The organism is Paraglaciecola sp. T6c, assembly GCF_000014225.1.
Classification (GTDB): domain Bacteria; phylum Pseudomonadota; class Gammaproteobacteria; order Enterobacterales; family Alteromonadaceae; genus Paraglaciecola; species Paraglaciecola atlantica_A.
In genome coordinates, this window is sequence record NC_008228.1 from 2398034 (window position 1) to 2410864 (window position 12831).

The following is a 12831-nucleotide window of genomic DNA, read 5'->3' on the forward strand; positions in this document are numbered from 1 at the left end:
TGTTGTGTAACACACATTTAATTCACAATTGATTAACATTATCGATTAATACAATCTGTTTTTCCGTCTGCAATAAATTTACGTTGACTCCTATAGTCATTAAGCAAAGTGACTAATCTAAAGGACATCAGCATGTTACCTAGAGTAAACAAACGTTCAAACTGCATTGCTAAAAAAACCTCAAATCGCCTTATTAGTGCCGTATCTTTGGCAATAGCCTCATTGTGCATCAGCCAGAGTGCCTTAGCCGATGGTATGCCTAAGACCAATACATTTTGGTGGCCAGAGCAACTGAACTTGCAGCCGCTTAGGCAGAATGATGCGAAATCGAACCCCTTGGGAGGAGACTTTAATTATGCAGACGCATTTAAAACGTTAAATTTAGCGAATGTGAAAAGCGATATTAAAGCACTGTTAACCTCATCCCAAGATTGGTGGCCAGCAGACTATGGCCATTACGGACCGTTCTTTGTGCGAATGGCGTGGCACAGTACTGGTACCTATCGCATGTCAGATGGACGCGGGGGCGGGGCAGGTGGCCAGCAGCGGTTCGAGCCGCTCAACAGCTGGCCGGACAATGTGAGTCTTGATAAAGCAAGGCGTTTGCTGTGGCCAATTAAGCAAAAATACGGTCGCAGTTTGTCCTGGGCTGATTTGATGGTGCTTACCGGAAATGTAGCGATGGAGTCTATGGGCTTTACTATTTATGGATTCGCCGGCGGTAGAGAAGACGACTTCGAACCAGATTTGGTTTACTGGGGGCCGGAAAAAAAATGGTTAGGGGGGAATGAGCGTTATTCTGGTGAGCGAAAATTAGAGGAGCCTCTGGCAGCGGTGCAAATGGGTCTAATTTACGTTAATCCTGAGGGGCCAAATGGTAATCACGACCCTATTTCAGCGGCTGCCGATATTCGTGATGTGTTTGCACGTATGGCCATGAATGACGAAGAAACGGTGGCACTCATCGCTGGGGGCCACACGTTTGGGAAAGCTCACGGTGCGCACAAACCAGATGAATGCTTAGATCCTGCTCCAGCCGGAGCAACGATTGAAGAGCAAGGTTTAGGCTGGAAAAACAAGTGCGGAAAAGGCAATGCAGAAGACACCATTACTAGCGGCTTGGAAGGGGCTTGGTCTGTCAGCCCAACTCAATGGACCATGCAATATTTAGATAATTTATTTGGATTTGAATGGGTTGAAACCCAAAGCCCCGCGGGAGCGACTCAGTGGATCCCTAAAGATAATGCGGGTGCGAATTTGGTGCCTGATGCACATGTCAAATCCAAGCGCCATGCGCCCATTATGTTTACGACTGATTTAGCGCTGAAAGAGGATCCTCAGTACAGAAAAATCGCTGAACGCTTTCATGCCAATCCGAAGGAGTTTGAGTTAGCGTTTTCAAAAGCATGGTTTAAATTAACCCATCGAGATATGGGCCCTCGCGCGCGTTACGTAGGTGATGAGTCGCCAACGGACGACTTCTTATGGCAAGACCCTATTCCTAGCGTGGACTATTCGCTAATTGATAAACGTGACATCCAACACCTAAAGACGAAATTACTTGATGGTGATGTTACGCCTGCTCAATTAGTCAAAACAGCATGGGCGGCTGCAGCCAGTTTCAGAGCGACAGATATGCGCGGTGGTGTGAACGGCGCTCGTATTCAACTCGCGCCACAAAAAAACTGGGAAGTGAACAATCCGGACGAATTGAACACGGTTTTAATGTTCCTTAACAAGGTGAAAAAAGACTTCAATGACGGGCAAAGTGGTAATAAACAAGTATCGTTAGCGGATTTAATTGTGCTTGGCGGCGCAGCGGCCATTGAACACGCCGCGAGTAAAAATGACTTCGACGTTGAAGTGCCCTTTATACCGGGGCGCAGCGATGCAACCCAGGCTCAAACAGAAGTGGAATCTTTCGCGGTACTAGAGCCAAAAGCGGATGGGTTTAGAAACTACTACGCTCAGGGAAATACCTTATCACCGGTTGAGATGTTAGTGGACAAAGCGAATACTCTAGATTTATCCGTTCCCGAAATGAGTGTGTTAGTGGCAGGTTTGAGAGTGATGAATATCAATGCCGATGGTAGTGATAGGGGCGTACTGACAGATAATCCCGGAACCTTAAACAACGACTTTTTTGTTAATTTACTCGATATGTCAACGCGCTGGGAAAAGGCGAAAGACCAACAGGATCTCTATCTCGGAATAGATCGTAAAAGCAACAAACAACGTTGGTCCGCCTCCTCAGTGGACTTGATATTTGGCTCTAATTCAGAGCTAAGAGCGGTCGCAGAGGTGTATGCGTCTGATGATGCTCACCAACAATTTGTGGATGATTTTGTTAACGCGTGGACTAAAGTCATGACCTTAGATCGCTTTGATTTGTAGTAACTAGGTAAGCATTCGCTCGATTGGATAATCTTTAGAAGTCATCACAAGTAAAAAGGCCAGATGTATATTATCTGGCCTTTTTTATTTGACCTCTCCCGTCCTGAAAAATATAAATAAAGGCTTAACGCGCCGTCCAGCCGCCGTCTATAACGATGGTCTGTCCAGTAATATTACGCGCGCTGTTGTCCATTAAAAAAGCGGCGCTGCTGGCCAGCTCATCAATATCAATGAAGGACTTTTTCGGCATGGGTTCGAGCATGATTTTATTGATAACATCTTCTTCGCTCATACCATGTTCTTTGGCTTGGGCTGCTATTTGTTTCTCCACTAAAGGTGTTTTGACATAAGCGGGGCAAAGTGTGTTGATTGTGACATCACAATCACCCGTTTCCAGTGCCAGTGTTTTCGAAAAGCCAAGCAACCCATGTTTTGCCGCTACATATGCCGATTTATAAGGGGACGCAATAAGGGAATGTACAGAGCCAATATTAATAATTCGGCCGTAGTTTTTACTGCGCATGGTGGGCAGTAACGCTTGCGTCAACATGGCGGGCGCCACCAGCATAATATTGATTAATTGCTGCCATTTATCCCCAGGGAATTCTTCTAGTTTGGCAACATGTTGAATACCTGCGTTGTTAATTAAAACATCTACCGTGTCAGGAGCAAGGTTAGCGCTAAGGTTATTGATATGCTCTTGATTTGTGACGTCAAGTAAAAGGGCGCGTGCGCTGATCCCCTGTGCCCCTAGTTCTGCGACGGCATTTTCAGCCGCATCCATATTCATGTCTGCGATAACGATTTTATGGCCGTTGCTGCCCAATTGTTGGGCTATCCCTAAACCAATCCCGCTAGCGCCGCCAGTGATCAGAATCGTTCTGTGTTTTATAGCGTGTGAGTTGTTCATTTTGTCGTCTCTTGTTTGGCTAATGCATGAATCATATTTTTAACGGCTTTTATTTGTTGACCTTGGTTGTTGGCATAATCGTCTCCCGTGTATCCCCACCAATCCCAGCAACCTTGGGGATTTAACGGCATCATCATGGAGCTTTTAGTTTGCGGGTAAAGCACCAACATATGATTGGTATCTGCCCAGTTATTGAGGCCAGTTTGCGTCGCGTAGTCGTCACCTACGGCAGCTGAATTTTGGTTACAACCATGAAAGCTCACATGTACGGTGCAGGCTTCGCCTTGTTCGCACGCTTGTGGAACGTACACATACCCCGTATCAGCAAGCGTTGAAGCGGATTCACCGCCAAGTAAATGTTGGTCTATTTGCATCAACTTACCTTGGGGATGCGCACTGCGAGGGCTCAGTTCAGGGGACATAAAATTAAGCATTTCGCCCGCTGCATCGTAATCGCAGTTGCCGATAAAGGGGGCGCTTGATACATCGCATGTTGTGCCTGAATTAAGCGTAGGGAATAAATGCGCAAAGGGTTTGTCATTGACATAGTGAATGTTTTCAGGCGTCACCCACTGCTGATACTGTTCAAAAAGCGCATCGTTTACTTGCCCAAGTACCTTGGTATCAAGCGTACCGCTTAATAACCAAACCTTGTGTTGCTGTAAATGGCTTAAGTCGGGCAGTTTGCCTTGCTCCTGCCATTTTTGCGTTTGGGCATTGAGGGCCGCTAAGTCCAGCGGAGTTTTGATTTGATTAACGCACTGACTAAGGGCAGTTTGTATGCTGTTTTGAGCACAATAGTATGGCCCAGCGGCGATGATACCCACACCAGAGACCCAGTCTGAATGAGCGAGTTCGAACTGGGTAGCCATAAAGCCTCCACTTGATAATCCAGATAAAGTGATTTTATTTAGATCTAAATTGAAGCGTTTCTCGTCTTTTGTAGCAGCTTCTGGTTGCGCGTTTTGTTCAGGTTGCGCGATGGCCGAGGCACTTAATATTCCACTAAGTGACAGGGTTAAAGCGGCGCTAACGGCCTTTGTAAGGAAACAACAGCGAGAACTGCGTTTACTTAACTGGGTAAATTCCGATAATGAGAAAGTCATAATAATCCTTTTTTGTTCTTACAAATCTATTGTTTGTCAGCTAAGAATGCGCTGATGTCTGACGCCGCTTGTTCGATACCTACTACACCATTGAGATGGCCTAGGTCGCCAGTTAACTCACGGTAAGTGGTATTTTTATGGAGTTGCTCTAAGGAATTTGCCGTGTCTTTGGCTAAATAGGGCATCAACAACAAGTCATTGAATGATGGCAGAAAGAGCGTTTTTGCTTTGACTGAGGATAGCGCTTGTTTCATGTCACCTGAATGGCCTGCCATATAAAGCTGTGAGGCCCGCACTAAATACAATAGATGGTTAGCATCCATCAATTTAGCTCGGCTTTGAGCTCGTTTTTTTAACCACTTAACAATACTATGCTGCTGGCGAATGTCGTTTAACGGCGCTTCTTCAAGGGCAAAGTAACCTATGCCTTTACCTGTTTGATTAAAAAAAGTCGGTGTAAGTGCGTCTTGGGTAATGAACATTAACGCAGCAATTAACCCTTGGGTTGGCGGTGTACTATCGTAGTAATCACCGTTCTTCCAGTTGGCGTCCAGTTGAATGGGTATTGCCCATTTTTCTAGCAAGGCGGTGGTCCATGCATCACTTTGACCTGAGCCTATCACTGAGATCATTCTAGGCACCCATTCAGGATAAGCCGTCGCCCAATCTAACGCTTGCATAGACCCCATTGAACCACCAACCACCGCATGTAGTTTGGTTACGCCTAACGATTCAAGCAATGATTTTTGCACGTTTACGAAGTCGCGAATAGTCACCACAGGAAACGTTAGCCCATAGCGTTTTCCTGTATCCGGATTAACAGACGCAGGCCCAGTGGTGATCACATTGGGGTCGTAAGCATTTAAGTTTGCGAGTGTATCAACACTTAAAACAAAGTATTTGTCGGTATCAATTGCTTTACCTGGGCCTATTATGCCGTTCCAATATCCCGGCGTTGCTTCATCCGGATGATATTTACCTGCGGCATGTGAAGTCGCACTAAAGTAATGGGTGATCAGCACCACATTGTCTTTTGCTTGATTCAATGTACCGTAGCTTTCCCAACCGACGTGTACCTGCTTGATGGTTTTACCGCCGAAGGTTTCGAAACTTTCTATTTCAAAGCGCTTTTTCTCGACTAATTCGACCGATGCTGCATACGCCTGCGCGCACATGATTAGGCTAAAGGCGGCCAAAAGACCTTTGTTAAATACCTGGGTTAAGAACATAAAATGCACTCTCTCGTAAATAATTTGCACACTAAAATAGGTTAAATAAGGCGATAGCCAACACAAGACCACATAATGGCACCACAACCGTTAGTGCGCCGACTGACCAATATGACCGTTGGTGAGTCTCATTACAAATTGCCCGGATTAATGTCACCACATAACCATTGTGTGGCAGAGAATCTAACGCACCTGATGAAATAGATACAACCCGATGTAGCTCTTCAGGGTTCACACCTTGGTCGATGTAATGCGGCGCGAGTAAGGGCAGGGCGATAACTTGCCCGCCTGAAGCCGAGCCTGTTAAACCGGCTATAACACTGATGGCAATTGCTGCGCCAATTAACTCATTTCCCGGTATATGGGTCATGACTTCTACGGCGACCTGAAACGCCTCGGTAGCTTTAGCGATACTGCCAAACCCCACCACCGCTGCGGTGTTACCAATGGCGACCAAAGCACCTGTAGTGCCAGCGGTGATGGCATTTTGCATATTCATAAAATAACGGTAGTTGATGATCATCAGGGTGAGCACACCGCCACCCAGCGCAATGATCAAGGCTAAATGACCTAGGCTATCGTGGAGCAAAAAGGAAAGTACGAGCACCACTAACAGTGGAATTAACCCAGTTATGGGGCTAGGAAGCGCCCGGTCTGTGATTTGAGGATCTTGTTCCCAGTGTTCAAATTTTTCGCCGTTCGCTAATGCTTTGTTGATCATCCGGCGCATCCACCAGAAACCAAAAACCGCCATGAAAATCGCCACTACTAAGCTTACTTCCCACGCGGCAAAAGGTGAGGTACCCAAGTATTTAATGGGGATCCAATTTTGAATTTCTGGGGAGCCAGCGGATGTCATGGTAAAGGTGACTGAACCAAATGCCAATGCAGCGGGAATAAAGCGTCTGGGCAAGTTGGCATCTTTGAATAAGCTCAACGCCATAGGATAAACCGAAAACGCCACAACGAAGAGGCTAACCCCGCCGTAGGTCAAAATAGCGCAGGCGAGCACTACCGCCGCAACCGCTTGGCTGCGGCCCAATCTTGCTATGATGAAGCGTGCTACTGCGTCGGCAGCGCCTGTGTCTTCCATGAATTTACCAAACAAGGAGCCAAGCAAAAACATGAAAAACCAAGAAGCAATAAATCCAGAGAAACCCTGCATATAGCTACTGACAAAATTAACATCGCCGATAAAAATCGGGATACCACTGGTAAGCGCGACAATAAGTGCGCACAAGGGGGCGGCGATAAACAAGTTCATGCCACGAATAGTGAGCACTATTAGCAGCAACAACCCGCCTATCAAACCAATTAAACTGAGCATATTATCTTCCTTTAAATGAATACTTGTGACCGCAAGCAAACACGTAAAGTGATGGTGCAAGTGTGTCTTAGCCCAATGAAATTGCCCATAGTACTATGGTACTAAGGACGGCCTGGCAAAACTCGATTAAGGTATTTACGACCGCAGCAAGCAGACAATGAAAAAAACGAAATACTGCAATCAAGGACACACTATGAATAAACAACGATTCACCCAATCCCTTATCGCTGGCGCTGTTGCATCAGTGTTGTGTTACCAACCAGCGTTAATGGCTCAAGAAGCAGATAACGCCACTCAGGCTGAGAAAAAAGGGCTAGAGCGTATTGAAGTCACAGCGCGTAAAACCGTAGAAAGCCTGCAAGAAGTGCCTATTTCTGTTACATCTCTTGGTGCCGTTGAGTTAGATGAAAAGGGAATTTCGGTTATCACTGAAATCCAGCAATTCTCACCCAATACCACTTTGCAAAATAGCCGCGGCACCAATTCGACGCTCACTGCGTTTATTCGTGGTGTGGGCCAACAAGATCCACTTTGGGGTTACGAACCAGGCGTGGGTATCTACATTGATGATGTTTACGTGGCGAGGCCTCAAGGCGCTGTATTAGATTTACTCGATGTTGAACGTATTGAAGTACTCCGCGGCCCACAAGGCACGCTATATGGTAAAAATACCATAGGCGGCGCGATAAAATACGTGACGAAGCCCATGAGCGGCGACCCCACCTTGAACATTCAAGGCACCGTAGGCAGCTATTCACAGCGGGATATCAAGCTTACTGGGCAGTTTCCCGTCATCGAAGACAAGCTTTATGTAGGTTTTGGGATCGCAGATTTAACTCGCGACGGGTATGGTGAATACCTTGAATCGGCTCTTGAAGGGCAAGACTTAGAAAACTACAACAAAGACTTAACCGCGGCTCGGGTGACGGTGGAATTTACCCCATCAGATGATTTGTTTTTTCGCTTCGCGTGGGACAAAACCGAAGATGACTCTAATGCCAAAGGCGGTTATCGCTTATTGCCAAGTCGTTTGACTGATGCCCCCGTACCCAATAGCGTATTTGATTCTTACACCAGTTTACCCACTGAAAACAATGTTGAGCTCGAAGGGTATAGCTTGACGGCCAATTGGGATGTAAATGATGATATCAGCTTAAAATACATAGGCGCACATCGTGAAAGTTACTCGCCAACCAATATTGATTTTGATAACACAGCCATAGATATTTTTGATGTACCCGCCATTTATGAAGATGAAAATGACACTCACGAACTGCAATTAGCATACGCCGGTGATGGGTTTAACGCCGTGGGAGGTATTTATTATTATGACGGTGAATCGTGTGGTCAATTTGAAGCCATACTGGGCTTTCTTGGTCGCGCCGCATTCGGCGTACCTGGTTTAACCCGCGAAGTGTCTGGCTGTAACAACAGCGAAAGTATTGCCGCGTACGTGCAGTCATCTATTGATGTGACCGAGCAACTGTCATTAACCCTTGGCGCACGTTATACCGATGAAGAAAAGCAAGCCACAGTTCGCAATGGTCTAATTTTCGACAACGTATACCCAGAGTCGAACTGGATCCCAGGTTACGTGCGCCCAGAAGGTGAAATAGTGCCACAAGTTTTGGGCAGCGATTCTGACGGTGACGGTATTTTGGATGCTCCAGCAAAAGAAAGCTGGTCACGCTTTACACCCCGCGTAGGCGTTGAATATCAAGTGGATAATGATTTGATGTTTTTTGCCAGTTATTCACAAGGCTTTAAATCTGGTACTTACAATCCAAGAGCGACCATCAACGAGCCAGCGGTCGACCCAGAAGTAGTAGATTCGTTTGAGCTTGGCATGAAAAGCGACTGGAACGATAATTTACGGGCAAATGTTACTTTATTCGCTTTAGAGCATAACGACCGCCAGTACATCTCAGTGTTGCCCGTTACGTCACCTGAAGACTTACAACAAATCTTGGGTAATGTGGGTAAATCTAAAGCCAAAGGGGTTGAAGCTGAAATTACTTATGCCGCTACCGATGAGCTAACCTTTGATGTGTCACTAGGGTACATCGATGCTGAATTTGAAGAGGTATTCCAAGAGACACTGGAAGGGCGAGTCGATGTAGCCGATACCTTTGCTATCTCGAACACTCCTGAGTACACAGCCAATTTCGCTGCTAACTACCTACTTAGCACAGACATGGGCGATTTTGTTTTTAATGCTAACTACTACTACCGTGATGACTATACGATTACGGAAACGTCAAACAGTTTGATCACCCAAGACGGATACGGTTTAGTCAACTTAAGCGTGTCGTGGCAAAGCGAGGACGGCAACTGGTATGGTGGCATTCATGCTAAAAATCTGACCGATGAGGAATACGTAGTGGGTGGCTATCAGTTTGTGGTAGAAAACCCTGATGATCCTACAGGTTATACAGCCGGCACAGGTGGTGATAATACGTTAATTGGTTATTACGGCGACCCACGCACGATCAGCTTAACGGTTGGCTATCGCTTTTAGTCGCAAAACCAAAAAGGGCGCGGGTGAACGTTTATTTTCACCTCGCCTGATTTCAAATAGACACGCGCACGATAAAAATAAGCATAAGGCGTGAAATGGTAATGACGTTTGGCAGTGAAAACTGCCTTTTTTCGTCTAGGCAACTTACCGTACTGCTCAGCAAACCACTGCAAACCCACTTATTAACTGTAAATTTGATGTAATTAACAAGGACAAGTGATAAATTTATTAAAAATCAGGTAGCTAGCGTCCAGACGTTATCCTACCCAGTGACAAATAAGCCTCCTTATTGATAACCGAGTACCTATAATGCACGCTAAAGCCATCGTTGCTGACGACCATCCCTTGTTTCGTAGCGCCATGAAACAGGCCATTCAAGGTGTATTGGGGAACGATATTCTTGAGTCTGCTTCCTATCAACAAACTATCGACTTATTAAAGCTACACAGTGACGTAGAGCTGATTTTTTTGGATTTGAACATGCCGGGCAATGACGGTCTAACAGGCTTGACTATGATCCGAAGTCATTTCCCAGATGTGTTGGTGGCGATTGTATCCGGTGATGAAAGCCCGAGTATGATCCGAAAAGCCATGGATTTTGGCGCCTGTGGGTATATCCCTAAATCAACACCGTTACCGGTAATAGCAGATGCTGTGCGTGAGTTGTTAGAAGGCGAGCAATGGTTACCTAATGAATTAGTAGAGCAGGTTCAAAAAATAGAAGACAGCCAAGAACAGGCTTTCGCGGGCAAACTTGCTCAATTGACTCCTCATCAACTAAAAGTCTTACAGCTTATGGCTGATGGCCTTTTGAACAAGCAAATCGCCTATGAATTAGGTGTCAGTGAATCGACTATTAAACAGCATGTGTCTGCGGTGTTGCATAAGCTTGGCTTTAATAACCGTACCCAAGCAGGCGTGCTATTCAAACAAATGCTACAGGTCGAATAAGCTAAAGCGGTAGCGTAAAAAAGCCGGTAATGTTACCGGCCTTCTGCACATAATGTGGCATGCCATTGTTTGGCTTTAACCTGGTAGCTTAGACTCATCATTGCTGTTCTCAGCAGTGATTTCTGCTTTAGCAATCGCTTTTTCTATCGGCTTTTCTGGGTTCACTAAACTGACAATCTTCCAATCTGATTTAGGCTTAACGTTGTTTGATGTGGTGAACATATGCACATGATTATGTGTATCTAAGGCACACAATTTAATGGCTCGCTCGTTGTACTGCTCTTTGTAGTCTTCGTAGGTAAAAGAATCCGTTAAACGGGTCGTTTTAATTAACGACCCTTTTGCTACCAAGCCAGCCAGCTTGCCATACGTCGCATCATCACTGAATAAACCAAGCTTCTTGACGTAGGACTCTGACACCTGATGACTCGGGCGCTGCTGCTGTTCGTTATTGTTCAAACCAAGTACTGTGCCTTTGCCCATTTCGTGCTCAAAATGGTAGGTCACCATGGGGTTCAATTGGCGATAGGGTGACATCACTAATACTTTACCAAACATCGACAAATCTAGGGTACGCGCCGCATGTTCTGACATTGGGTTACCAAAGTAGGTGGGGATGTTCTCCATACGAGCTAAACGCATATTATTCCAGTTGGTATCCGTGATGCGTACTTGTACATCATGGCTCATCAATTCTTTAGCGAACAAACGGCTAAACAACCCCCCCCCGAAGATTAAAAAACCGTGCGGGGCAGGTGCGCGCATATCAAGCTTTTTCGCCACAGAGACTGAGGTAAGACTCTGCAGTACAACCGTGGTGATGATCACCAAAAACACCATAGGCACCAGTAATTCAGCCTGTTCGTACTCTAAGACTTCTAGCTTTAATGAAAACAAAGCAGATACCGCTGCTGCAACGATGCCTCGCGGTGCTATCCAGCTAAGCAGCGCGATTTCTCGCCAGTTTAAACCAGTCCCTAACGAAGACAGAATGACACCAACAGGACGTGCGACAAACATGATAGCAACAAGCACTAAAATGGAGCCCCAACCAACACTTAACACAGAGTGCAAATCAATACGCGAAGCGAGCAAAATAAACAGGCCCGAAATGAGCAGTACGCTCAAGGTTTCTTTAAATTCTAAGATGTCTTCCACATCGACGTTTTTCATATTCGCCAGCCACATACCGATAATGGTTACGGTCAACAAACCTGATTCGTGGGCAATAACATTCGAGCCAGCGAACGCGCCTAACATTAACGTGAGTACAGCGGTGTTTTGTAAGTAGTGGGGGATCCAGCTATTACGCAGAGCCAAGCCCAGCAAATAGCCAGTTGCAGCGCCAATACCTAAGCCAACACTAATGGTCAGCCCGAAAGCGTATAGAGTGTGGCTAAGCGCATCTTGGGTAGAGATAATATATTCGAACACAAGCACGGCCAATAACGCACCGATAGGATCGATGACAATGCCTTCCCAGCGTAAGATGTTGGCGACCTTACTGCTTGGGCGCACAGTACGCAGCATAGGGACAATCACCGTTGGACCGGTTACGGTTACAATCGCGCCAAACAAAAAGGCCAACTGCCATGAAACGCCTAACGCATAATGCGCAACAGGGGCAGTAACAAGCCAGGTGACTAACGTGCCCACGGTGCAAAGGTTACGCACCATAGAGCCATGACCCGCCAAATCACCAAAGCGCAGTGTTAACGAGCCCTCAAATAGAATGATGGCCACAGACAAGGACACAATAGGAAAGAGTAAATCACCGAATAGCGCATCGGCGTTGATTACGCCATACACAGGACCGACTAAAATCCCCACGACTAACAAGGGCAAAATGGCAGGTAATTTAATCCGATAAGCAAAATACTGACAAGCGATAGAAATAAGGCCTACCGCCACTAGGGGAATGATTGGGTCGCTCACGTGAGATCCTTGTAGAACGAATAAACATAATTACTTAGATCAGACCACAGGTCACTCGCTAAAAGCAATAATACCTTTGATTGTTTGAATCAGTGCTCGCGTTAAATTAGTCATATGCCGATGTGACATGTTCGGTTTTGCAGCACTACCATCCTAATGATTAAGTCCTTACATTGCTCATTTAATGGTCTGTAAGTTTGGCATAAACAGCACTGTAATTTACATGTGTATTTATACAGTCCTAGCCGCTATCTCCTATAACAGCAAGTTCTTAGCAAAATGTCGCATATCAACAAAAGTGTTTTAAGAAACCGGAAAGATAGCTAACCTATACAATGACATAGGAAACATGTTAAAAATGATGATGTATATATGCGACAAAATGCCGTGTTTAATACGCGGATGCAATCACCTCATTTTGCAAGATATTAATATTGTTATACGTTTAGTCATATCACGGA

Annotated in this window: 8 protein-coding genes; 3 read left to right on the forward strand and 5 right to left on the reverse strand. The window is 45.7% G+C overall.

The genetic code is table 11. The features are described 5' to 3' along the window. The first annotated feature begins 132 nt into the window (after positions 1-132). Positions 133-2394 (forward strand): catalase/peroxidase HPI, encoded by a 2262-nt coding sequence (gene katG, locus PATL_RS10070; RefSeq protein WP_011574788.1) that lies wholly within the window; start codon positions 133-135, stop codon positions 2392-2394. A 124-nt stretch (positions 2395-2518) separates the two neighbouring features. Here the strand turns inward: katG and PATL_RS10075 are convergent, their stop codons facing one another. Genes PATL_RS10075 through PATL_RS10090 form a run of 4 tightly spaced genes read right to left on the reverse strand, consistent with a single transcriptional unit; the run spans position 2519 to position 6966 of the window. Beyond that, positions 2519-3304, reverse strand: a complete 786-nt coding sequence (locus tag PATL_RS10075) for a 3-hydroxybutyrate dehydrogenase (protein WP_011574789.1) — start codon at positions 3302-3304, stop codon at positions 2519-2521. Continuing rightward, a complete protein-coding gene (locus PATL_RS10080; protein ID WP_011574790.1) occupies positions 3301-4410 on the reverse strand; it encodes an extracellular catalytic domain type 2 short-chain-length polyhydroxyalkanoate depolymerase in 1110 nt (369 codons plus the stop codon). Before PATL_RS10080 ends, PATL_RS10075 begins: the two co-directional genes overlap by 4 nt. 26 nt (positions 4411-4436) lie before the next feature. After that, complete coding sequence (locus PATL_RS10085; RefSeq protein ID WP_011574791.1) at positions 4437-5639, reverse strand: E22 family MetX-like putative esterase; 1203 nt, start codon at positions 5637-5639, stop codon at positions 4437-4439. Between the two features lie 31 nt (positions 5640-5670). Next, a complete protein-coding gene (locus PATL_RS10090) occupies positions 5671-6966 on the reverse strand; it encodes a GntP family permease (protein ID WP_011574792.1) in 1296 nt (431 codons plus the stop codon). A gap of 193 nt (positions 6967-7159) precedes the next feature. Between PATL_RS10090 and PATL_RS10095 the strand changes: the two genes are divergently transcribed. Then, positions 7160-9484 (forward strand): TonB-dependent receptor, encoded by a 2325-nt coding sequence (locus tag PATL_RS10095; RefSeq protein WP_011574793.1) that lies wholly within the window; start codon positions 7160-7162, stop codon positions 9482-9484. A gap of 309 nt (positions 9485-9793) precedes the next feature. Then, the gene (locus PATL_RS10105) at positions 9794-10435 is read left to right on the forward strand and encodes a response regulator (RefSeq protein WP_011574794.1); all 642 of its coding nucleotides are present in this window, start codon (positions 9794-9796) and stop codon (positions 10433-10435) included. Between the two features lie 75 nt (positions 10436-10510). On the opposite strand, the gene PATL_RS10110 is transcribed toward PATL_RS10105, so the two are convergent. Continuing rightward, entirely contained in the window at positions 10511-12370 is a 1860-nt protein-coding gene (locus tag PATL_RS10110; protein ID WP_011574795.1) for a cation:proton antiporter, read from the reverse strand. Positions 12371-12831 lie beyond the last annotated feature (461 nt).

Bases quoted from the DNA above. Each gene is read 5' to 3' on its own strand.
- katG (WP_011574788.1), top strand. From the start codon at position 133: ATGTTACCTAGAGTAAACAAACGTTCAAACTGCATTGCTAAAAAAACC.
- PATL_RS10075 (WP_011574789.1), bottom strand. From the start codon at position 3,304: ATGAACAACTCACACGCTATAAAACACAGAACGATTCTGATCACTGGC.
- PATL_RS10080 (WP_011574790.1), bottom strand. From the start codon at position 4,410: ATGACTTTCTCATTATCGGAATTTACCCAGTTAAGTAAACGCAGTTCT.
- PATL_RS10085 (WP_011574791.1), bottom strand. From the start codon at position 5,639: ATGTTCTTAACCCAGGTATTTAACAAAGGTCTTTTGGCCGCCTTTAGC.
- PATL_RS10090 (WP_011574792.1), bottom strand. From the start codon at position 6,966: ATGCTCAGTTTAATTGGTTTGATAGGCGGGTTGTTGCTGCTAATAGTG.
- PATL_RS10095 (WP_011574793.1), top strand. From the start codon at position 7,160: ATGAATAAACAACGATTCACCCAATCCCTTATCGCTGGCGCTGTTGCA.
- PATL_RS10105 (WP_011574794.1), top strand. From the start codon at position 9,794: ATGCACGCTAAAGCCATCGTTGCTGACGACCATCCCTTGTTTCGTAGC.